Source organism: Blautia marasmi (assembly GCF_900258535.1).
Lineage (GTDB): Bacteria > Bacillota > Clostridia > Lachnospirales > Lachnospiraceae > Blautia > Blautia hominis.
The window spans coordinates 1,007,501-1,030,275 of the sequence record NZ_OIWX01000001.1 but is presented as its reverse complement, the minus strand read 5'-3'; the positions used below and the strand labels follow the sequence as shown (position 1 = coordinate 1,030,275).

The window sequence follows — 22,775 nt, the reverse complement described above, 5'->3', positions numbered from 1 at the left end:
AAGGTAATAGCAGTAAGGAGGAATAGATGTTTAACATAGAGGAAGAACTGAAAAAGCTGCCCGCCAGACCTGGGGTCTATATCATGCATGATGCGGACGACACCATTATATATGTGGGCAAGGCGATCAGCTTGAAGAACCGGGTGCGCCAGTATTTTCAGGGCAGCCGGAACCTGGGTATCCGTAAGGAGCAGATGGTGGAACAGATCGCCAGATTTGAATACATCGTCACGGATTCCGAATTGGAAGCTCTGGTCCTGGAGTGCAATTTAATAAAAGAGCATACACCAAAATACAACATTCTTTTAAAGGATGACAAGACATATCCCTTTATCAAGGTTACGGTTGGGGAGGATTACCCGAGAATACAGATCGTCCGCAGGGTTAAGAAGGATAAATCACGTTATTACGGCCCTTATTCCAGTGCTATGGCTGTAAAAGACGTGGTGGAGCTGACTACAAAGCTTTACCGGCTGAGGACGTGCAGCAGAAATCTTCCCAGGGATATAGGGAAAGAGCGTCCCTGTCTTTACCATCAGATCCACCAGTGCGATGCACCCTGCCAGGGGTATATTTCCAAGGAAGAATATAAGAAAAAAGTGGATGAACTGCTGGATTTTTTAAACGGCAATCACAAAGAAATCTTAAAAGAGCTGGAAGAAAAAATGCTTGCTGCATCTCAGGAAATGAATTTCGAGGATGCAGCCCAGTACAGAGACTTGATCCAGAGCGTGAAACGGATCGGTGAAAGGCAGAAGATCACGGACCAGCACGGGGAGGACAAGGATGTTGTGGCAGTTGCCCAAGATGGGGAGGATGCTGTGGCACAGGTATTCTTTATCCGGGGCGGCAAACTTATAGGAAGAGACCATTTCTATCTGAAGGTTGCCAAGGAGGACCCGCGTGCCCAGATCGTGTCCAGTTTTCTGAAACAGTTTTACGCGGGGACTCCGTTTATCCCAAAAGAGATCATGATCCAGGAGGAGATTGAAGACCGGGAGGTCATATCCCAGTGGCTGGAAAAGAGAAAGGGAAGAAAAGTACACATACGGATACCAAAGAAGGGCACTAAGGAAAAGCTTGTGGAACTGGCCCAGAGGAATGCGGAACTTGTACTTAACCAGGATAAAGAGCGCATAAAACGTGAGGAGGGCCGTACGATCGGCGCATCCAAAGAAATTGCCGGTATGCTGGGACTGCCAAAAATGGAGCGGATAGAGGCCTATGATATATCCAATATCAGCGGATTCCAGTCAGTTGGTTCCATGATCGTCTACGAAAAAGGCAGGCCAAAACGCAGTGACTACCGCAAATTCCGCATCAAGTCTGTTCAGGGACCAAACGATTACGCCAGTATGGAGGAGGTCCTTACACGCCGCTTTGTGCATGGACTGGATGAGCAGGAAGCCAGAAGAAAAGAAAATCTGGATGAGGAGTTCGGAAGTTTCACACGTTTTCCGGATCTAATCATGATGGACGGCGGCAGGGGACAGGTCAACATTGCGCTGGAGGTACTGGGCAAGCTGAATCTGCAGATACCGGTCTGCGGTATGGTAAAGGATGATAAGCACAGGACCAGAGGGCTGTATTACAATAATAAAGAGATTCCCATCGACAGGAACAGCGAGGGGTTCAAGCTGATCACAAGGATCCAGGATGAGGCCCACCGCTTTGCCATTGAATTCCATCGTTCTTTGAGAAGTAAGGGCCAGGTACATTCTATCCTGGATGATATTCCCGGTATCGGTCCTGCCAGACGAAAAGCCCTTATGAAGCAGTTTCCGGGGCCGGATAAGATCAAGGAGGCTTCCGTGGAGGAATTGAAGGCAGTCCCCTCCATGAATGAGCGCGCAGCGGAAGCAGTGTATGGATTCTTCCACAAGGAGCAAGAAAAAAAGGAATAGTTTGGGCAGGCTTGTTGAACTTCCAAATGCCTTATGATAAACTAGATAAGAAGAATTGTAGCGGTACGGGTAAGTTACGGAACAGTTACAAGAAATGTTGAAAAGGAGAGCGTGCCATATGAAAGGTGTAGAACTGAAAAAGCTGATACAGGAATTAAAACTGTATAATAAGACACCGGATATTGATATTTCCAAGAAAAGAATCACCACACCTGATATTAACCGTCCAGCACTGCAGCTGACAGGATATTTGGAGCATTTTGAGAATGAGCGTGTACAGATAATCGGATATGTAGAATACACATACCTGCTTCATCTGGGGCGTGAGAAGAAAATAGAGGCTTTTGAGCGTTTTGTCTCCAGCCAGATCCCCTGTGTGATCTTCAGCACCATGACAGAGCCGGACGAAGATATGCTGGAGCTGGCTATGAAATACGAGGTGCCTATTCTGGTGACAGAGCAGACAACCTCCACCTTTATGGCAGAGATCATTCGCTGGCTGAACGTTCAGCTTGCGCCGTGTATCTCCATCCATGGTGTTTTGGTGGACGTGTACGGTGAAGGTGTACTGATCATGGGTGAGAGCGGTATTGGAAAAAGTGAGGCGGCTCTGGAACTGATCAAACGAGGACACCGCCTCGTCAGTGATGACGTGGTAGAGATCCGCCGTGTCAGTGATGTGACGCTGGTTGGTTCAGCACCGGATATCACCCGTCATTTTATCGAACTGCGGGGTATCGGCATTATTGACGTGAAGACCCTGTTCGGTGTGGAGAGTGTGAAAAACACCCAGTCAATTGATCTAGTCATCAAACTGGAAGAGTGGAACAAAGACAGGGAATATGACCGTCTGGGCATGGAGGAAGAATATACGGAGTTCTTGGGCAACCGGATCGTATGCCATTCCCTCCCTATCCGCCCGGGCAGAAATCTTGCTGTTATTGTGGAATCCGCTGCGGTTAACCACAGGCAGAAAAAGATGGGCTACAATGCGGCACAGGAACTGTACCGCCGTGTACAGGAGAATATGGCAAAGAAGAGAAGCGAGGAGGACGAAGACTGATGACTGCATGGTGTTTTGGAATAGACCTGGGAGGAACAAGCGTAAAATGTGCACTGTTTCAGACAGACGGCACAGTGGAGGAAAAGTGGGAGATCAAAACCCGCGTGGAGAATGAGGGAAAAGAGATCCTTCCTGATATTGCGAAAACGATCCTTGCCAAGATGGAAGAAAGAAAGATTGCAAAAGAAGAGGTGGCAGGTGTAGGGATCGGAATTCCCGGACCGGTGGATGAATACGGGGAGATCGCCTGTGCAGTCAACCTTCACTGGGGAAGAAAGAACATCGAAAAAGAGCTGGCAGAGTTGACCGGTCTTGTGGTAAAAGCCGGAAATGATGCCAATGTGGCAGCCCTCGGTGAGATGTGGAAGGGCGGCGGCCAGGGGTCTAAAAACCTGATCCTGGTCACGCTGGGAACCGGTGTAGGCGGTGGTATTATTGTCAATGAAAAAATGGTGACAGGTGCCCACGGAGCCGGCGGCGAGATCGGACATGCCTCTGTGGAGATGGACGAGGAGGAAGCCTGCAACTGCGGCAACAAGGGGTGTCTGGAACAGTACGCCTCAGCCACAGGGATCGCCAGACTGGCAAGGCGTGCCATGACATCCTGTGAAGAGGATTCAGTACTGCGGGGAATTCGGAATGTGACAGCAAAGGACGTGTTTGACGCCTACAAGGATGGGGACGCACTGGCAGCCAAAGTGGTGGATCAATTTGCGCGTTACCTGGGCAATGCCCTGGCAATCTTCTCCTGCGTTGCAGACCCTGATGTTATCGTGATCGGCGGCGGTGTCTCCAAAGCGGGACAAGTGCTGATTGACTGTGTGGAAAAATACTTCAGACAGTATGCATTTACAGCCTGCAAGGATACAAAAATAAAGCTGGCAACTCTGGGCAATGATGCCGGGATCTATGGAGCGGCAAAATTGATCTTGAGTAAATGATCCGGCACAACTTAAAAGGAGCATTTCCAATCTGAACCGATTGGAAATGCTCCTTTTTTATAAACTATTCAGTCTCTCCGCCGCCTTCAGGGGGAGCCGGGTCGGGCGTATCCGGTGTATCGGGCGTATCCGGCGTGTCCGGAGTATCGGGTGTATCAGGATTGTCCGTTGGTGTATCGCCTCCGGGTGTATCCGTGGGGGTATCACCGGGATTATCCGTTGGTGTATTGCCGTTATTATCCGGCGGCGTATTAGCCGGATTGTCTGTAGGTGTATCCGTAGGTGTGTCAGTCGGCTCGTTGTTTTCCTCAGCCGGAGGCGTGTATACTTTGTTGGAGTGGACATTACACCGTTTCTTTGGTATCTCATCCGTTTCAAAATACTCTGTGATGGTTGGGCAGTTATAGTTTGGAAGCAGGCCCGTCTCGCTGCAGACTGTGGTTTTTGACACAGTTGCCGGCATCTTGAAATCAGTATCTGTCTTGCCTTCGTGGAGCCTCTGCATAATTTTACGCCATAAGTCCTGATGATAGGTTCGGTAATCACCGGATGGCAGTTTTGTATTATCATCATATCCTGACCACACCGTACAGGTGTAATAAGGGGTATATCCTGCAAACCAAAGGTCATTGTAGCCCTCTGTGGTACCTGTCTTACCAGCTACATGCATGTTGTCAAGCTGAAGTCTGGTACCTGTACCGTGGTCCACAACATCTTCCATAGCACTGGTGAGCAGATAAGCTGTGCTGGGTTTGATGACCTTTGTCTTTTCGGGTGTGTTATCAAGGAATACATTGCCATCCTCATCCAGGATCTTGGTATAGAACATTGGTTTGATATATGTTCCGTTGTTGGCAATCGCCGCATATGCGGCAGTCAGTTCCAGGTTGCTCACACCTCTTGTGATACCGCCAAGTGCGGTAGGCTGTCCGATATCGGAGTAGACCTTTCCGTCCACAGTCAGAGTATCAACAATAGAGGTAAAACCGAATTTCAGCAGATAATCGTATGCAAGCTGAGGTGTTACATCGGTAATACATTTTACGGCAACTACATTGACAGAATTTACGATAGCATCCCGGATGGTGGTAGGACCGCCATAGCTGCCGGTCAGCCAGTTCTTTACAGGTTTTCCGTTAGCGTATTCGTAAGGTTCATCATCATAAACGGTTGCCAGTGTCTTGTCACACTCATTCAGCGCCGGTGCATAGGTGGATACAATTTTGAAAGTAGAACCGGGCTGCCTTACGGTTCTGGTCGCTCTGTTCAGGGATAGACTGGTGGCTTTCTCGCCTCGTCCTCCCACAATTGCTTTTACATATCCTGTGTGCTGATCCATGATACACAAAGAGGACTGGGGCTGCGGTGTAAAATATGCCTGTTCCGCGATAACGGTACTTCCGTCCTCCGTCTTTGCTGCTTTGAAAGCATCAATATAGGATTGCGCCTGCTCCTGACTGTCAAAGAGAAGAGAGAAATTGGGATCTTCATTTTCTTTGAAATAAGTGGTCATCATTTCCTTGCTGAAGTTTTCTTCTGTCCCGTCCGGATGCGCGATGGTCAGCGCATAATCAAGTCCCACCTGGGTACCGGCAGGGAAGTTTTCCGGATTGCCGTACTCCTCATCGCATATCTGCTGGACTTGAGGATCCTGTGTGGTGTAGATGCGCAGACCACCGCTGTAAAGCGCATTGTAGGCCTGCTGTTCGGAATAACCCTTCTGGGTCATCAGATCATCAATCACCTGTCTTGTCAGCTCGTCAATGAAGTAGGAATAAGTATCGTCCTCCTCGGAGGATTCCGCTTCCACTGCCTGGATACGGTCATAAACATTGTCTGCCAGACATTCGTCATATTGTTCCTTTGTGATATAACCCTGGTCCAGCATATGCTCCAGGACATCCTGGCGTCTTTTCGCATTCTCTTCCGGGTTCACAGCCGGGTTAAAACGCGTGGGGTTCTGGCTGATACCGGCGATAACGGTTGATTCCGATAGTGTCAGCTCGCTGACGTCCTTATTGAAATAGCCGTGCGCGGCTGCCTGAACACCATAATTGCCATTGCCCAGGTTGATGGTATTCAGATAACTTTCCAGAATCTGATCCTTGTCCTTCAGCTGTTTTTCCAGCTGGATAGCCAGGTACTGTTCCTGGAATTTACGTTTGAAACGTTCTACTACAGACTCATTGGTCCAGTCTTTGAATACATTATTTTTCAGAAGCTGCTGGGTAATGGTACTGGCGCCTTCTGAAAATTTAAAACCACTGGTGATGCCTTTTACCCCTGCACGGACAATACCGCGCAAATCAATACCGTTGTGTTCATAAAAACGTTCATCCTCAATGGCGACTACTGCATGCTGCAGATCAAGAGGAATTTTATCAATAGTGACCGGCATACGGTTTGAGTTAGGTGCTGTCAGTTTCTGAAGCTGATTGCCGTCAGAATCATAGACAAAGGTTGCTGAGCCAATTGGCATTATATTTACGTCATCAATATCCGGCGCATTATCCAGCAGACCCTTGAAGGCACCAAAACCTACGCAGCCGCCGATTACCATTATGGCAATCAGGGAAATGAAAATGATGCGTATAAAAGAAACGTGTGCCTTCTTCCCCATCATAGTAGAGCGGGAGGAAAGCGAATTGCGCTTCTTATCAGTCGCACGTTTTCCAAAATTCATGTAGTTTGCCTCCTTTTCCTGATTATATACCATACCCATACCATCTATACAGAAGACCAGCTTGTCCGCGCCTGGTTTTGCCTGTTTTCCGGTAAAGATAAGAGGGCAATATAAGCAGTATACGTTCCTATTATAGCAAAATGGCATAGCGAAATAAAGTAGAACTTATAAATTTAATGGAATTTAAGAGAAAAGTTATAACTTACAGGGCGGCTGTCAAGGCGGAAAAATGGTTTGTCTGATAGTAGAATAGACAGTTATGAAACTGTAAACGTTTGCAGATATAAGGGGCGTATTTTCTATATATGGCTAATTACATAATAAGAAAAGAAAAAATAAAATAACTACAAATATATTACGAAAATGTTTTCAATTAATGTATGTAAGAATATGTAACTTATGCTCAAAATGTAAATAAAATTATTGTATAAAAAGTCAAATTGTACAAAAACATATTGACAAAAAGCAAGATAGAGGATACATTATAAATGTAAACGTTTTCGTAAATATAGAAGGAGGTTGTTATGCGGGTTGCTGTGATTGGAGCGGGGGGAATGGCTGCATCTCATTTCAAAGCATATCAGAGGATTCCGATGCTGGAAGTAATTGCTGTCTGTGATATTGACAGCAATGCAGCATCCAATGCAGGAAAAGAAATGGGGTGTAGGGCTTTTACTGATATGGATGCCATGCTGGATATCTGTGAACCGGATGCTGTAGATATCTGCCTACCGTCATTTCTCCATTTTGAGACAGTTATGAAATGCCTGGCGAGGAATCTGCATATTTTCTGTGAAAAGCCGTTGGCCCATACATCGACTGAAGCAGAACAGATTCTGAAGGAAGCAGATAGAAGAGGGCGTGTGATCCAGGTTGGGCAAGTCCTGCGGTTCTGGCCGGAATACCAGTATCTGAAGGAGTCTATCAGCAATGAGAAATACGGCAGATTATGCCATTTACTGATGCAGCGCCAATACGGTACGCATGAAGCGGGCAGTTGGTATATGGATCCGGAAAAGTGCAGGATGGCCTGTTTTGAAATGCACATACACGATACGGATTTTATCAACAGTATGTTTGGTCTCCCTGATTATGTGGATAGCGTGGGCCGGGAAGTACCGGGGATTCATTTAAGCTATATCTCCACCAGGTACCTGTATGCAGGGGCTGAAGCAGTGATGCAGGCGGAGGCAGGCTGGAGTGACTCATCGCTGGAATTTGCGGCGGGATACAGGGCGGTGTTTGAGCATGGAGTTTTGGAATACAAGGAAGGAGTGGTAAAAGAATACCCTGCAAATGAGGGGGCAAGGGAAGTTGATCTACAGGGAAGTATGGGGATCCCTTCAGATATTGTGGGGGTTATCAGGGAACTGAAGGAATTTGAGGCAAAAACAGAAGGAAGAAATGTGATTTCCCTGGTATCTGCCGAAAGCGCTGCTGATACCATATGGATACTGGAGAGGGAACAGGAATCGGCAGAACAAGGGAAAAAGATTTGCTGCAGGAGGAAAAGCAGAGACGCAAATGAGCGGAAATAGGAGGGTATTACCAGATGAAGAGAAGAATTGCTGTATTATTGGCCGGGTGTATGGTTATGACGGCTTTGGCAGGCTGCGGAAGCACAGGAGGAGAGCAGAAGGAAACGGAAACAGGTAGCAAAGAAAATAAGGAAGTAACAGAAAAAAGCCAGGACACAGGGGAGAGCAGCGGCGCAGAGGATACCATAAGCGGAGAGATCACCATGTGGACAGGTACCTGGAATGATGGCCTGATGGATACGCTGCTGGAGGGGTTTTATGAAAAATATCCGGATGTCAAAGTCAAATTTGAATATCTTCCCTGGGATGGTATGGAAGACAAGTATCTCTCCGCGCTTCAGGCAGGCGCGGGCCCTGACGTGCTGGATATGGCCATTGCCTGGACAATTCCTTACGCATCTATGGGAAAGCTTCAGAAACTGGACGAATACATAGAGAAAAATCAGATTGATGTATCAGATTATTATGAAGGTGCGGTAGAGACTTTATACAAAGACGGCAGTTATTATGCACTGCCGTACAGAAGCGAAACTATGTGTTTGTTCTATAATAAGGATTTGTTTGAAGCAGCAGGCCTGGACCCGGAATCACCACCTGCTACCTGGGAGGAACTGCGGGAGGACGCGGTTAAACTGACCAGCGGGGATGTCTATGGATTTGGTCTGTGCGGCAGCAATGCGGGAAATACTACAGCCCAGTTTTATAGCATGATGTTTTCAAAGGGGGTATCCCTGCTGAATGAGGACATGACAGCCGCCGCATTCAATACACAGGATGGGGTGGATGCGTTTACTTTTTGGTCAAACCTTTATCTGAAAGACAATGTAGTGCCGAAAAGTGTGCTGGAAAATGACAATACCACCAACAGAAACCTGTTTGCAGAGGGGAAACTGGCCATGTTCGTATCCGGAAGTTATGACATTGACCCCATTATGGAGGCAAATCCTGATATGAATATGGGATTTGCGCTGTGTCCCGGATTTGAAGGTAAGACAAGTGCCGCACAGCTGGGAGGATGGAATCTTGGCATGTCGGACACCTGTAAAAATCCGGATGCAGCCTTTGCGCTGATGAGTTACCTGGCTTCACCGGAAGTATCCGTGGATTTTAGCAGCACATTTTCTTCCTGTAAGTCAGCGGTAGACAATGAAAAATATGCGGATGAAAAGCTGAAAGTATTTATAGAAGCTATCAATTACGGCGTCCCGCTTCCGGGCAGCCCTTATATGAATCAGATCACAGACATTCTTTACAATGAAGCGCAGGCAGTGTTATCCGGCAGTAAAGACGCAAAAACAGCACTTGCGGACGCGGAGGCAAGTGTAAACAAAGCACTGCAGAATTAGCAAAAGAGCTGGGAGCCTGTTTGGAAGGCAGGCTCCCAAAGGAAGGGGCGGCATATGAGATGGTGAAAAAAAGGAGAATAATGAAGAAACAGAATTGGGGATATCTTTATATTGCCCCGGCGATGCTATTTGTTTTTATAGTTATGCTGGTGCCTCTTGTATACACGTTGGTAATGGGATTTTTTAAGACAGATCTCTTTACAGGCAGTATAACTTTTGCGGGTATTTCCCAGTTTGCGGACATATTCCAGGATGCCGTCTTTCGACTGGCGTTGAAAAATACACTTGTCTGGACCGTGGGAAGTGTTGTCTTTCAGTTTCTGATAGGGTTTATTATTGCAAATATATTAAATGCAAGCCGTTTACGGGGGAAAAATATCATCAGAATACTGTTGATGATACCCTGGGTTTTGCCAAGTGTAGTGAGTGCTATGGTATGGGACTGGTCTTACCATCCGGATTATGGGATCATCAATGAGATACTAAAAAGAATCGGTCTTATTTCGGAGAGCTTGAATTGGACATCCTCAGCAAATACAGCGCTTTTATCTGCGATCATTGTTAATGTCTGGAAAATGGTGCCGTTCGTGGTACTCATGACAGAGGCAGCACTGCAGGGTGTTTCCCAGGACCTGAAGGAAGCGGCCAGAGTCGATGGGGCCAGAGGGTATCAGGTGTTCTTTCATATTACAATACCCGAAATCAGTTCATCGGTAAATACGGTTATCCTGCTTCTGAGTATCTGGACTATGAATTCTTTTACCTTTATCTATCTGCTCACGGAAGGGGGACCGGCCCATGCGTCGGAAATATTATCCCTGTACATATACAGAGATGCATTTAAGAATTATAGTTTCGGAACAGCAAGTGCGGCGGCTTCGGTGCTGTTCGTGGTCACGGCAGCAATTGCGCTATTGTATAACAGGTATGTGATAAGGAGGGACAGGAATTCATGAGAAGTATGCAGACAGAAATGACATCCGGGACAAAACCGCTGGAAACGGCCGGGATTCTCTGTGCCTATATATTTCTGGCAGCCTGCTGTCTGGCAGCGTTGTTTCCAGCTGTATGGATGGTCCTGTCATCTATAAAACCGGCATCTGAGCTATTTATCTCGCCGCCCAGGTTTTTTACAGACAACCCTACATTTTCCAACTTTGCCCGCGTTTTATTTGAGACTTCTATACCCAGGTCTTTTCTTAACAGTCTGATGGTTGCATTGGCAGCGACCGTGTTTACACTGGTGGTTTCACTGCTGGCAGGTTTCGGATTTTCCAGGTTTGAGTTCAAGGGCAGCAGGACTTTATCTGCTTCACTGCTCTTTGGGCAGATGATGCCTGCAATTGTTCTTCTTCTGCCTCTTTATAAAATTTACAGCAGGATACATTTGATTGATACATATCAAGTAAATATTATTTCTAATATCGCGTTAAATGTACCAATGGCTGTGATGACACTGACTGCATTTTTATCCGGAGTGCCCAGGGAGCTTGATGAAGCGGCACTGATTGACGGATGTAATCGTCCCGGAGCTTTATTCCGCATTTTAGTACCGGTAATTTCACCGGGAATCGTCACAGTCTGTATCTATACATTTTTAAATACCTGGGAGGAGTTTATATTTGCTTTTAATTTTACGAATTCTGCACAATATAAAACACTGTCCATTGCGCTGAAAGAATTCAAAGGGCAGTTTATCATCGACTGGGGCGGGATGATGAGTGCGGCTGTTGTGATCGCTGTCCCGGTGCTGCTGATTTTTCTGCTGTGCAACAAGTATTTCATTAAGGGAATCACATCAGGGGCAGTCAAAGGGTAACAAGAAGAAAAAAGAAAGGCGGTAATATAAATGGAAAAGAATTTGAGATGTGCAGTCATAGGTATGGGGCTTCTGGGGAGCCAGCACGCAGACCATCTATTTAGTCACAAAAATACATCCGTGGCAGCAGTGTGTGACCAGAAGGCAGAGAAAGCAAGGGTTTGGGCAGAAGCACATGCCTGTTCCTGGTATGAAGATTTTACAGAGATGCTTGAAAAAGAAGAATTGGATTTGGTAGTGGTTGCGACCCAGGACCCTTATCACAAAGCGCCTATACTCGGGGCCTGTGAAAGAGGCGTTCCCTATGTCATCAGTGAGAAGCCGCTTACTACTTCTCTGGCGGACGCGTATGAAATACGAGAGGCGGCCCAAAAATCAGGAACCTGTATCAAGGTGTTGTTCCCCAATCGTTTTTATCCTCTGGACCGCAGTATACGTTTGCTTCTGCGAAAGGGGTATCTGGGGACACCTCAGTTCGGAGAAATGCGTATGGATGATTCCATTGATGTGCCCAGGAACTTATGGGGAAAGGACAGCAAAAAATTCTCAGCGATCTCTTCCCCTGCGTTCTTTCTCCTCAGCCATGCGGTGGATTTACTGCATTATTACTTTGCTCCGGGAAAAGTGGCCAGAGTATACGCAAAAGGTAAAAGAAGCGTGATTGGCAGCGAGTTTGATTTTCTGGACTGCCTGCTAACCTTTGACAATGGGATGATCATCCGTCTTAAGACAGAATGGACAAAGCGCATGGAAGAACTGGTGGAAAATTATGTACAGCTTACGGCCGAAAAAGGCGGGTTTGCCTATAATAAGACACCAGGATATGAGGCAGGACAGGGACTTAGGATCTATCTGGAAATTCCAAAGGAAAAAGCAGAGGAGGCAGCCGGCCTTCTGGAGCAGGAAGGTATACATGCAAAGTTTTCCTACAGTGAAAAAATGAAAGCATACAGATTCGATCTAAAGGCACAGGATAAAAATGATTTTGATTGGAATGAGGGAGTCTGCCTTTATGCGGATTCCTTTATGGAAAATGGGGAGCGTAAAGTGCCTTTCACAGATTTGGAGGAAGGTATCCGGCAGGTTGCAGTGGTAGAGGCCATACTCAATTCCGCAAGAGAGGACAAGGAAGTGATATTGGAGCCGTGAGAATTGGAAAAGTAGAGGCATATCCTGTAAGACTGCCGATCAAACCTCTCGCAGAGGGTGGTGTGGCACCATACCGCGGAAGCCGTGAGGCGAAAGGAACATCCTGGGTCACAGGGGTGATTTATAAGCTCACGGCAGAGGATGGTCTGGTGGGATGGGGTGAGATGAATATGATCCATTCCCTGAACATGACAATGAGCATTATAAAAGATTTGCTGGAACCAGCCCTCAAAGGAGCAGAGATATGGGATAGAAATCAGATCATGGAATCCCTGCGGTCTTTATATAACCCAGATATCAATACACTCCATCTGGTGTCCGGAGCAGAAATGGCACTGTGGGATTTAACTGGCAAAGTTCTTGGATGTCCTATCAGCAGACTCCTTGGAGGAAAAGTACGGAATACCATACCGGCAGCCTATGCTTTTGGATATTTAGATGAAAAGGATACAATAAAGAAAGTAAAAGAAGTGTGTAAAAATGGTTTTAAAACCATAAAGACAAAAGGTGGTATCTCTTTGACAGAGGATATCAGGCGGGCTTTTTGGCTCCGGGAGGCAGCAGGCGAGAATGTGGAAATCCGTGTGGATATGAACCAGGCATACCGGATGGATCAGGCTGTAAGATATATGAATGCAGTGGAACCGTGCAGGTTTCAGTATGTAGAGCAGCCTGTGAGAGTCAGAATGCTGAGCGAGTACCGCCAGATTCGCAGCAGAAGCAGTACGCCTCTTGCGATCAATGAGGACAGTTATATTCCGGGCGGTATATGGGAGGCACTCCGGTGCAGCGCGGCGGATGCGCTAGTGGTTGATATGGAGTCCTTGGGAGGAATAGGGGAACTGCAGAAAGCGGCACACATTGCGGAGGCGGCAGGGATACCTCTGGCACACCACTGTGCTTGGGATATGGGGGTTAAAACAGCAGCCATTCTGCAGGCAACAAGCGCTCTTCCTGCATTTCAAATGGCAATGGATACTACATATACAGCCCATGGGGGCGATATTTTATCCAGGCCTCTCGTTGTATCGGATGGAAATTTTTTGGTTCCGGAGGGGCCGGGACTGGGGGTGGAGGTAAACGAGGAGGCTTTGCAGGAATACCGCTGCGATGACAGTAGATTGCGATTTGTATTTTGATACTTTGGTAAACTCCGTGGGAAAAAACAGATAAAGGGTTTTACTGTCTCCATATGGAAAAAAAAGGAAATATGGAATATAATGAACCCAATATCTGTGAATCATAGTAACTATTCCGTATGGATTTTTGCCCGCAAATGGGAAGGTGCTGAGTGGTTACGAATTAAATATCTGAAGGAGTTAAAAAGATGGGAAATGGAATCACGATCAAGGATGTTGCAAAAGCGTCCGGTGTTTCACTGGCAACGGTTTCGAGAGTTGTAAATGGGACTGATATGGTAAGTGAAGCAACAAAAGAGAAAGTCATGGAGGCTGTAAGGAGCCTTGGATACAATCCCAATAATGCGGCCAGAGCACTGGTGAGCCATAAGACAAATGCAATCGGTATCGTTGTACATAATCTGCATGATCCATTTTTTTATGATTTGATAAGAGGCTTTGAGACAGGGGCCCAGCAGACAAAATATAATGTGATTTTCTGCAGTGTTCTCGGTTCGGATATCAAGAGCAAGGAAAAGTATCTGAAATATCTGACAAACGGCGTAGTGGACGGTATCATCCTTTATGGTTCATATCTGACAGACGAATCGGTGACCCGCTATCTGAAAGACAGAGATGCCATGAAATATGTCATGATTGAAAATGATATTCCCGATTTTTCCTGCAATAAGCTGCTGATCGACAATACCGGGGGTGCGCAGTCAGCAATAAGATATCTCAAAAATAAAGGACACCACAGTATAGCACATATCTGCGGGAATCCAAATAAGAAAGTAACGATAGACAGGCTGAACGGATATCTCAATGAAATGAGACTGGCAGGACTGGAGATCCATGATGGTTATATTGGACACACATCAACAGATTATAAAAGTGGTTATGAAAGAATGCGGGAGATGATGGAGCTGCCCTGCAGGCCAAGCGCTGTTTTCTGTTCTGATGATGCCATAGCAAGCTACGCGATCAGAGCTGCCACAGATATGGGCCTGTGTGTTCCGAAAGATGTGTCGGTCATCGGGTTTGATAATCAGACCATCCTTCCGGACTGCTACAGGGGCCCCCGGATCACAACTGTGGAACAGCCCTTGCATCAAATCGGATATGACAGTGTGGCATTGCTGAGCCAGCAGTTGGAGGACCAGAAGACTGTCACAAATGTGAGAAAGACTTACGAGACCAGGATTGTGGAAAAAGAGACTGTTGCGGCAGTTGGAAAATGAAGTGGAAATGAAAGAACATATTATCCGCTGTTATGTGAAGCGGCGGAAGGATGACGGAGGTAATTTTTATGGGAGAAACCGGAGATAGAATGATACATTTGGGAATCAGTCTTCCTGTTAGAAACCGGAAAGGTACAGGGGCAGTGGATGCAGTGTTAAGCGGAAACCTGCTTTTTCTTTCCGCGCACTTGCCCGTAGATAATGAGGGGAAAGCAATATATACGGGAAAAGTCGGCGGTGAAGTTGACGTGGATACAGCATATCAGGCGGCCAGACTATGCGGCATCAATATGTTGGCAACTATCAAGGATCATATTGGGGAGCTGGATCGGGTGGAGTGTGTAGTCAAGGCTCTTGGGTTAGTGAACAGTACAGGGGAATTTTCCGGCCAGCCTGCAGTGATGAATGGATTTTCAGATCTCATGGTGGAGGTCTTCGGAAGAAGGGGGCAGCATGCGAGAAGCGCCATGGGAGCGTATGCACTGCCTCTGAACGTTCCGGTGTCCGTGGAGGCTATTGTTCGCATTCGCAGCTGACAGGAGGGCAGTGTTTATGGATAAAATCAATAAAGTCATGCAAAATGATATGGAAATTGAACCGCAGTACAAAAAGAAAAAGGGGATCATCCTTCTGAGACGATCAGATAATCTGATTTTTGTTTCAGGCCACGGTCCAGAGGACCAGGTCACAGGTGTACCTTTATATAGCGGAAGGATCGGAAAAGAACTGACCCCTGAGGAAGGGTATCTGGCAGCGCGTGAATGCGGGATCATTATTTTAGGTGCGTTAAAAGACACCCTGGGAAGTCTTGAGCGCATAGAGGGAATTGTAAAAGCTTTCGGTATGGTGAATTGTGAAGGGGCGGAAACTGACTTAGAGGGGATCATGAATGGATTTTCAGATGTAATGACTGAGGCGCTGGAAGAGCGGGGATTTCATGCAAGGACAGTTATGGGCACCCACAATCTTCCAAACAATAATATACCGGTAGAAATCGAAGTGATAGTGTCTGTAAGGGGATAGAGATGATGACAAATTTAAATGAACGGGAGCAGGTTATTGGACTTACAAGACAGTGGAGCCAGGAGCGGTTTGAAGATGGAAGGCCGCGTGTTCCGGACAAATACCTGGAAATCCTGAGAGGAATGACACTGGAGGAGGTCTGGCTGCCGCTGTATATAAAAGGATACCATTTCCAGTTTGAGGGGGATTTAAAAAGGCTGCACCCGGCGCAGAAAATGGTGGGGCGAGCTGTGACCTGTACCTTTGTACCAGCAAGGCCGGATCTCTGTGAAACAGTAAAAGAGTACGGAACAGGCCGAGGCTGGAATGGCACCTGCAACCAGTGGGTCATAGACTCCCTGACAAAGGGGGATGTGGTAGTTGCAGATATGTACGATAAAGTTTACAACGGAACTTTTATCGGGGGAAATCTCACCACTGCCATAAAAGCCAGGACAAAAAACGGCGGAGCTGTTATTTGGGGCGGGATTCGGGATGTGGAGCAGATGCGGGAGATAGAAGATATCCAAGTGTGCTACAGGGGTATAGACCCAACGCCTATCCGGGAATGTGTTATGACAGGGTTTAACGGTCCAACCAGAATAGGCAAAGCAGTCTGCATGCCAGGAGATGTAGTATTTGCCACTGAGAGCGGTGTGCTGTTCATTCCCTCCCACATGGTGGAAACGGTCATTAATGAGGCCAACAAATCCCACGCCAAAGACATATTTGGATTTGAGATGCTGAAAAAGAAGATTTATACTACAGCCCAGGTGGACAGCACCATTTGGAGTATGGACATGTTGGAAAATATGGAAAAATTTCTGGAAGAGGACGAAAGAGGAGAAAAGTATCGTTCCTTAGACTGGAATCTGGAAAAACTGGCAGCAAACGGTGACCCTGCAGCAGAAAAAGAAATCATGAAAAGGTGTCTCGAATAAATACAAAATGCGGGAGTACAGGAAAAATATCTTGTACTACCCGCATTTTATGATTTGTGATATGATAATTGTAAACTGTTCAGTATCCTTACAGTTACAGGCAAAAATCCATGCAAAATCGCCTTTGGCGATGGGATTTTTGCTTGGTCGTGGTACACTTTCTTACGGTCAGCGCAGTGAATGCGCTGACCTACTGAATAGTTACTGAGTATTCCGGATTACAGAGAAAAGCAGTAAAAGGAGGATTCCCATGCTGGAACAATACAAAACAATCTACGAGGGCGGCGAAGGTGAAATCACAGAAAAGAAATCACGTTTCATTGCTGCCGTAAGGCTGGTAAAGTCTGAAGAGGAAGCCCTCAGCTTCATAGAAGAGGTTCGGAAAAAACACTGGAATGCTGCCCACAACTGTTATGCTTACGTCATAGGTCAGAGAAAAGAGACCATGCGCTGCAGTGATGACGGAGAACCGTCAGGCACAGCGGGTAAACCCATGTTGGATGTACTTTTAGGAGAGGACCTTTACGATACAGCCGTGGTAGTCACCAGATATTTCGGCGGCACGCTCTTAGGGACCGGCGGTCTTGTCCGTGCCTACTCAAAAGCCGTCCAAGAGGGCCTTGCCTGCAGCCGGGTAATCACAAAACATCACGGTATCCTCCTGGAGATCGGAACCGACTACAACGGTGTGGGAAAACTTCAATATCTTTTCGGCCAGCGCGGCATCCCCATCACGGATTCTCAATACACCGAGAACGTGAAACTCCAGGTCCTCGTCCCCAAGTCCGAAGAAAATCCCATAAAAAAAGCCGTGACAGAAGCGACCAACGGCCGTGCCTCCATCACAGACTTAAAAGAACTTTACTTCGCAGCCCTGGACGGTGAATACCTGACTTTCCATGACTGACCAGCAATACCCGCTTCCCTCCTCCGCCTTGCAGACTGACAAAATATTCAGCACTGACGGTCTTGTTTCCGTCGGATTGAGCAATAGCATTTGTACAAAAAAATACCCTGTCCGCACAAAACCCGGTTCAGCGCTGTATTACTCTGGCTGTAATTAGCACTCACTATTTACGCCAAATAAATACAACACTCCAGTCTGTGCCGACAGGGTACTCACACATTAAAATTTCTCAGGTTCAGCGTACTCCACACCAAAAGTTTCCACAGTCATACTCTGGATGGTCTGTGGCTCCATAGGACGATCACTATAATCTGTCTGAACATCAGCGATGGCATTCACCACATCCATGCCTTCCGTCACTTTACCAAAAGCAGCATACTGCCCGTCCAAATGCGGTGCATTCTCATGCATGATAAAAAACTGGCTTCCGGCAGAATTCGGATCCATAGCACGTGCCATAGACAAAACTCCGGCATCATGCTTCAGGTTATTCTCAACCCCATTTCCACTAAATTCACCTTTAATAGAGTAACCCGGACCACCCATTCCGGTTCCCTGAGGGCAGCCGCCCTGAATCATAAAACCACGGATCACCCGATGAAACACCAGTCCGTCATAAAATCCATTTTTCACCAAACTAATAAAATTATTCACAGTATTCGGCGCAACATCCGGATACAATTCCGCCTTAATAACGCCCCCATCTGCCATAGTGATCGTAACAATAGGATTAGCCATATCAAAAATCTCCTTTTAAACATTTTCCTCTATTATAATCTCTAAAAATAAAAGGTGCAAGAAATTTCTTTTTTATACTTGTAGCATAAAAGATAATTTTATATTATAATTTAGGATATCTCCAAAATTAAATATCCACAGAATAAATATATTTTTAAATTATTTTTTAAATTTATCACAGATGAAATGATAAAACCATACATTATTCCACTTAATACATGTATCATACAATACTACTGCACCAAACAGGCACATATTATTTCCATTAAACTTTAGCATGCCATTGTACCGCCTGTGAAAACCAGGGTAAGCCGGAGTGGTGGCGGGGCGTGTGTCTGTGGGAGCGATGTATAGTGGAGCGGGCAGAAGATCCACCTGCCCCAGACACTTAATGAGGAAGCCTCTGCTGACGAATTTAGTGGCTGGGAGCAGGTTAGCTTCTGACCAAGCGAAATGCTTCGCTCCCACAGACACACGCCCCGCCGCCACTCCGGCTTACCCGTCCCGTCCCCATATCAACCAAAAAAGGAGCTGTCCCACATGCTGACAATAGAAACCAACACCCCTCAAGAAACCTTCGCCCTAGGCCAACACCTGGCCCAAAAAGCCACCCCCGGCCAAATCTACACCTTAAACGGTGACCTGGGCACCGGCAAAACCGTCTTCACCCAAGGCGTAGCCAAAGGTCTGGGCATAGACGAGCCTGTCAACAGCCCAACCTTCACCATAGTCCAGATTTATGAAAGCGGCCGTCTGCCCTTCTACCATTTTGACGTTTACCGCATTGGTGACATAGAAGAGATGGAAGAAATCGGATACGATGATTACTTTTTCGGTGAAGGCATCTGCCTCATAGAGTGGGCAGAGCTTATAGAGGAACTTCTCCCTCCGGATATCATAAAAATAAACATAGAAAAAGACCCCTCCAAAGGCTTTGATTACCGAAAAATAACCATAGAAGGTCTAAATAAATAAGGAGATGACAAAAAATGAAAATCTTAGCACTTGACAGTTCCGGACTGGTAGCATCCGTTGCCGTAGTGGAAGACGATATACTGGTGGCTGAATACACCATGAACTACAAGAAAACCCATTCCCAGACCCTGCTTCCCATGCTGGACGAGGTGAAAAAAGCCATATCCCTGGACTTAAATTCCATTGATGCCATAGCAGTAGCTGCCGGCCCCGGCTCTTTTACCGGACTCAGAATAGGTTCCGCAACAGCTAAAGGCCTGGGACTTGCCTTGAATAAACCTCTGATAGGTATTCCCACTGTAGATGCCCTTGCCTATAACCTATACGACACAGCCCCGGACACGCTGATCTGCCCCATCATGGACGCCAGAAGAAAACAGGTTTACACAGGCCTATACTATTTTGAAAACCATACCTTGAAAATATTAAGACCCCAGGACGCCCTCCCTATGACCGACCTGATAGAGGAACTGAACCGGAGAGGAAAATCTGTTATCTTCCTGGGTGACGGCGTCCCTGTCTACCGTGAGCTCATAGAGGAGACATGCCGGGTCCCCTATTCCTTTGCCCCGGCTCATGTGAACAAACAAAGAGCAGCCGCTGTTGCTGCCCTTGCCGAGATTTACTATAAGGAAGGAAAAATGGAAGACGCCGCAGAGCATCAGCCGGATTATCTGAGAGTATCACAGGCTGAGAGAGAACGCGCGGAACGTCTTGCAAAAGAAAAAAATGCTGATAATTAGAGATATGCGCCCTGAAGACACCACAGCAGCGGCGCAGATTGAAGCGGAAAATTTTTCACGCCCCTGGATGGCATCCGGTTTTCTGGACGCTGTGCACTCTGCCCATGCAATTTATTTTGTGGCGGAGCTTGACGGCGTTGTCACAGGATACGCAGGCATGTGGACAGCCCTGGACGAAGGCGAAATAACCAATGTCTCCGTAAGATCCTCCTGCTGGGGAAAACATATAGGGCGTCAGCTTGTGGAGGCACTTGTGAAGGCAGGCAGAAAAGCAGGGGTCTCCTCCTTCTTTCTGGAAGTGCGCCAAAGCAACAAAAGAGCGATCGCTCTGTACCGTTCCTGTGGTTTTGAAGAGGCAGGACTAAGAAAAAACTTCTACGAGGCTCCCACGGAACACGCCGTCGTAATGTGCAAAAGATAGCAGAGCTGCTATCTTTTTCTATATCTGCAACTGTTTCCCACTGGGTTTCTGCACATATTTTTTGTATAATGACAGAGAAGAGACAGATATGGTTTGGCGTACAAGCTCAAAGCAGGAGGATAAAGATTATGCGAAAATACGAAAAAAAGGAAACGGGCATGCTCACAGAGTTATACTGCAACCGCTGCGGAAAGAAACTGCATGTGGAAAACGGTATCGCTATGGAAGGGGTTCTTCCTGTAGACATAGCCTGGGGATATTTTTCCAAAAAAGACACGCAGCGCCACCAGTTTGACCTGTGTGAGGACTGTTACGATGAGATTATCCGGGGATTTGCCATACCCGTTGATAAGAAAAATGAAAAGGAATTGTTGTAGTGGAAAAAAATGTGTGCTAAGATAGAAGCGCAGTCCTCGCCAAAGGCGATCCTGCATGAATTTTCAAACAGACTCCAGGTACTGTGCAGGTAGTGAACAGTTGCCGAAGTCAATATGGAAGAGAAATGAGGATATGACAGATGCTGGATGTTTGTCTATTGGGTACAGGAGGAATGATGCCGCTCCCAAGGCGGAAACTCACCTCACTTATGACCCGCTATAACGGCAGTAATTTTATGATAGACTGCGGCGAAGGCACACAAGTCGCAGTAAAAGAAAAAGGATGGAGTTTCAAGCCGATCGATGTGATATGTTTTACACATTATCACGCAGACCATATCAGCGGGCTTCCGGGACTCCTTTTAACCATGGGGAATGCAGAGCGGACAGAAACGCTGACACTGATCGGCCCTAAGGGGCTGGTTCGGGTAGTTCAGGCTCTTCGTGTCATTGCTCCGGAGCTTCCATTTGATATACAATGTATAGAGTTGACACAGCCGGAGGAGCAGATAGAACTCTGCGGATACCATATTACGGCATTCCGGGTAAACCATAATGTGACCTGTTATGGTTACTCAATAGAAATCAAGAGAGGCGGCAAATTTGACGCTTCCCGTGCAAAAGAACAGGGAATTCCCCTGCAATACTGGAATCCCCTTCAAAAAGGCCAGACTATAGAGGCGGGCGGCAGAATATATACACCGGATATGGTTCTGGGACCTGTCAGAAAAGGCATAAAACTGACATATACCACAGATACCCGTCCTGTAAGATCCATTGCAGAACATGCAAAAGACTCTGATCTGTTTATCTGTGAGGGCATGTACGGAGAGCAGGACAAAGAGGAAAAGGCTAAAGCGCACAAACATATGACTTTCAGGGAGGCCGCACTTCTGGCGAAAGAAGCGCAGGTAAAAGAGCTATGGCTCACACATTACAGCCCATCCCTTGTGCGGCCGGAGGAAGCGCTTCCGGAGGCGTCGAAAGTATTTCCGAATACCATTGCAGCCAGGGACAGACAGTCCGTGGAACTGCAGTTTGAGGAAGAATAAGTGTGATCGTTCAGTCGTCTGAACGATTCCGAATAAGTTCTGTAAAAAAGGAGAATGTAAGATGGAGAAGACAAATGAGGATGTACTTGTCCTGGCGATTGAAAGCTCCTGTGACGAGACGGCCGCCTCTGTGGTAAAAAACGGCAGGACTATATTATCTAATATTATTTCGTCCCAGATAGAGCTTCACAAGTTATACGGGGGCGTTGTTCCTGAGATCGCGTCCAGAAAACACATTGAAAAAATCAACCAGGTTATTGAGGAAGCCCTGAAAGAGGCGGATGTGACCCTGGATGACTTAGATGCGATTGGTGTCACTTACGGGCCGGGGCTTGTGGGCGCACTGCTTGTGGGTGTGGCCGAGGCAAAGGCTATCAGCTTTGCAAAAGATATCCCTCTTGTGGGAGTGCATCATATAGAAGGTCATATTTCAGCGAATTATATAGAGCATCCTGATCTGGAACCGCCGTTTCTCTGTCTGGTAGTATCCGGAGGACATACCCATCTGGTGATCGTAAAAGATTACGGTACGTTTGAAATCCTGGGCAGGACGAGAGATGATGCGGCTGGTGAAGCCTTTGATAAAGTGGCAAGGGCTATTGGCCTTGGCTATCCGGGAGGACCCAAAATAGACAGGCTTTCCAAAGAGGGAAATGCCTATGCGTTTGATTTTCCAAAGGCGAAAGTGGACGAAGCGCCATATGATTTTAGTTTCAGCGGCGTCAAATCAGCGGTTTTGAATCATTTAAACAAATGCAAAATGCAGGGGGAAGAGATTGTGGCGGCAGATGTTGCGGCCTCTTTTCAGCGTTGTGTT

General features: G+C 46.8%; 22 protein-coding genes (1 of these 22 cut by a window edge). 20 read left to right on the top strand and 2 right to left on the bottom strand.

Annotated elements, in window-relative coordinates; genetic code table 11:
* The first annotated feature begins 26 nt into the window (after nt 1–26).
* The 3 genes from uvrC (at nt 27) to C6P39_RS04590 (ending at nt 3,908) form a co-directional block, all read left to right on the top strand.
* Nucleotides 27–1,904: an excinuclease ABC subunit UvrC gene (gene uvrC / locus C6P39_RS04600; protein WP_104802976.1), complete on the top strand. Its 1,878-nt coding sequence runs from the start codon at nt 27–29 to the stop codon at nt 1,902–1,904.
* Between the two features lie 118 nt (nt 1,905–2,022).
* A complete protein-coding gene (gene hprK, locus C6P39_RS04595; protein ID WP_065540690.1) occupies nt 2,023–2,967 on the top strand; it encodes an HPr(Ser) kinase/phosphatase in 945 nt (314 codons plus the stop codon).
* Nucleotides 2,967–3,908: an ROK family glucokinase gene (locus tag C6P39_RS04590; protein ID WP_095176153.1), complete on the top strand. Its 942-nt coding sequence runs from the start codon at nt 2,967–2,969 to the stop codon at nt 3,906–3,908. The genes hprK and C6P39_RS04590 overlap by 1 nt, the downstream gene beginning before the upstream one ends.
* A gap of 64 nt (nt 3,909–3,972) precedes the next feature.
* Here C6P39_RS04590 and C6P39_RS04585 read toward each other — a convergent pair whose 3' ends face one another.
* Complete coding sequence (locus tag C6P39_RS04585) at nt 3,973–6,591, bottom strand: transglycosylase domain-containing protein (protein ID WP_104802975.1); 2,619 nt, start codon at nt 6,589–6,591, stop codon at nt 3,973–3,975.
* A gap of 524 nt (nt 6,592–7,115) precedes the next feature.
* Here C6P39_RS04585 and C6P39_RS04580 point away from each other — a divergent pair.
* The 11 genes from C6P39_RS04580 to C6P39_RS04530 all read left to right on the top strand — a co-directional run bounded on the left by C6P39_RS04580 (nt 7,116) and on the right by C6P39_RS04530 (nt 17,652).
* Nucleotides 7,116–8,129, top strand: coding sequence for a Gfo/Idh/MocA family protein (locus C6P39_RS04580; RefSeq protein WP_104802974.1), 1,014 nt, complete (start codon nt 7,116–7,118; stop codon nt 8,127–8,129).
* A 14-nt stretch (nt 8,130–8,143) separates the two neighbouring features.
* Entirely contained in the window at nt 8,144–9,475 is a 1,332-nt protein-coding gene (locus C6P39_RS04575; RefSeq protein WP_104802973.1) for an ABC transporter substrate-binding protein, read from the top strand.
* A gap of 80 nt (nt 9,476–9,555) precedes the next feature.
* Nucleotides 9,556–10,431 carry a carbohydrate ABC transporter permease gene (locus C6P39_RS04570; RefSeq protein WP_242986926.1) on the top strand — a complete coding sequence of 292 codons (876 nt, stop codon included), beginning with the start codon at nt 9,556–9,558 and terminating at the stop codon, nt 10,429–10,431.
* Nucleotides 10,428–11,294, top strand: a complete 867-nt coding sequence (locus tag C6P39_RS04565; RefSeq protein WP_104802972.1) for a carbohydrate ABC transporter permease — start codon at nt 10,428–10,430, stop codon at nt 11,292–11,294. Before C6P39_RS04570 ends, C6P39_RS04565 begins: the two co-directional genes overlap by 4 nt.
* Before the next feature lie 30 nt (nt 11,295–11,324).
* Complete coding sequence (locus C6P39_RS04560; protein ID WP_104802971.1) at nt 11,325–12,443, top strand: Gfo/Idh/MocA family protein; 1,119 nt, start codon at nt 11,325–11,327, stop codon at nt 12,441–12,443.
* Nucleotides 12,440–13,582 carry a mandelate racemase/muconate lactonizing enzyme family protein gene (locus C6P39_RS04555; RefSeq protein ID WP_104802970.1) on the top strand — a complete coding sequence of 381 codons (1,143 nt, stop codon included), beginning with the start codon at nt 12,440–12,442 and terminating at the stop codon, nt 13,580–13,582. Before C6P39_RS04560 ends, C6P39_RS04555 begins: the two co-directional genes overlap by 4 nt.
* Nucleotides 13,583–13,770: 188 nt before the next feature.
* Entirely contained in the window at nt 13,771–14,802 is a 1,032-nt protein-coding gene (locus C6P39_RS04550) for a LacI family DNA-binding transcriptional regulator (protein ID WP_104802969.1), read from the top strand.
* Between the two features lie 68 nt (nt 14,803–14,870).
* Nucleotides 14,871–15,338, top strand: a complete 468-nt coding sequence (locus tag C6P39_RS04545; protein ID WP_104802968.1) for a RidA family protein — start codon at nt 14,871–14,873, stop codon at nt 15,336–15,338.
* A gap of 16 nt (nt 15,339–15,354) precedes the next feature.
* Nucleotides 15,355–15,825, top strand: coding sequence for a RidA family protein (locus tag C6P39_RS04540; protein WP_104802967.1), 471 nt, complete (start codon nt 15,355–15,357; stop codon nt 15,823–15,825).
* A gap of 2 nt (nt 15,826–15,827) precedes the next feature.
* Nucleotides 15,828–16,745, top strand: coding sequence for an RraA family protein (locus tag C6P39_RS04535; RefSeq protein ID WP_104802966.1), 918 nt, complete (start codon nt 15,828–15,830; stop codon nt 16,743–16,745).
* A 250-nt stretch (nt 16,746–16,995) separates the two neighbouring features.
* The gene (locus C6P39_RS04530; protein ID WP_104802965.1) at nt 16,996–17,652 is read left to right on the top strand and encodes a YigZ family protein; all 657 of its coding nucleotides are present in this window, start codon (nt 16,996–16,998) and stop codon (nt 17,650–17,652) included.
* 219 nt (nt 17,653–17,871) lie between these two features.
* Here C6P39_RS04530 and C6P39_RS04525 read toward each other — a convergent pair whose 3' ends face one another.
* Nucleotides 17,872–18,390 carry a peptidylprolyl isomerase gene (locus tag C6P39_RS04525; RefSeq protein WP_065540694.1) on the bottom strand — a complete coding sequence of 173 codons (519 nt, stop codon included), beginning with the start codon at nt 18,388–18,390 and terminating at the stop codon, nt 17,872–17,874.
* A gap of 540 nt (nt 18,391–18,930) precedes the next feature.
* Here C6P39_RS04525 and tsaE point away from each other — a divergent pair.
* From tsaE to tsaD, 6 genes are all read left to right on the top strand, one after another.
* Nucleotides 18,931–19,365 (top strand): tRNA (adenosine(37)-N6)-threonylcarbamoyltransferase complex ATPase subunit type 1 TsaE, encoded by a 435-nt coding sequence (gene tsaE, locus C6P39_RS04515; RefSeq protein WP_330397483.1) that lies wholly within the window; start codon nt 18,931–18,933, stop codon nt 19,363–19,365.
* Between the two features lie 14 nt (nt 19,366–19,379).
* Nucleotides 19,380–20,108 (top strand): tRNA (adenosine(37)-N6)-threonylcarbamoyltransferase complex dimerization subunit type 1 TsaB, encoded by a 729-nt coding sequence (tsaB, locus tag C6P39_RS04510; protein WP_104802963.1) that lies wholly within the window; start codon nt 19,380–19,382, stop codon nt 20,106–20,108.
* Nucleotides 20,095–20,529: a ribosomal protein S18-alanine N-acetyltransferase gene (rimI, locus tag C6P39_RS04505; protein ID WP_104802962.1), complete on the top strand. Its 435-nt coding sequence runs from the start codon at nt 20,095–20,097 to the stop codon at nt 20,527–20,529. Before tsaB ends, rimI begins: the two co-directional genes overlap by 14 nt.
* A gap of 128 nt (nt 20,530–20,657) precedes the next feature.
* The gene (locus tag C6P39_RS04500) at nt 20,658–20,906 is read left to right on the top strand and encodes a hypothetical protein (RefSeq protein ID WP_104802961.1); all 249 of its coding nucleotides are present in this window, start codon (nt 20,658–20,660) and stop codon (nt 20,904–20,906) included.
* A gap of 140 nt (nt 20,907–21,046) precedes the next feature.
* Entirely contained in the window at nt 21,047–21,958 is a 912-nt protein-coding gene (locus C6P39_RS04495; RefSeq protein WP_104802960.1) for a ribonuclease Z, read from the top strand.
* Nucleotides 21,959–22,019: 61 nt separating this feature from the next.
* Nucleotides 22,020–22,775, top strand: the 5' portion of a protein-coding gene (tsaD, locus tag C6P39_RS04490) for a tRNA (adenosine(37)-N6)-threonylcarbamoyltransferase complex transferase subunit TsaD (protein ID WP_095176161.1). The gene runs 276 nt beyond the window's last position; only the first 756 of its 1,032 coding nucleotides appear in the window; it begins with the start codon at nt 22,020–22,022; its stop codon lies beyond the right edge, outside the window.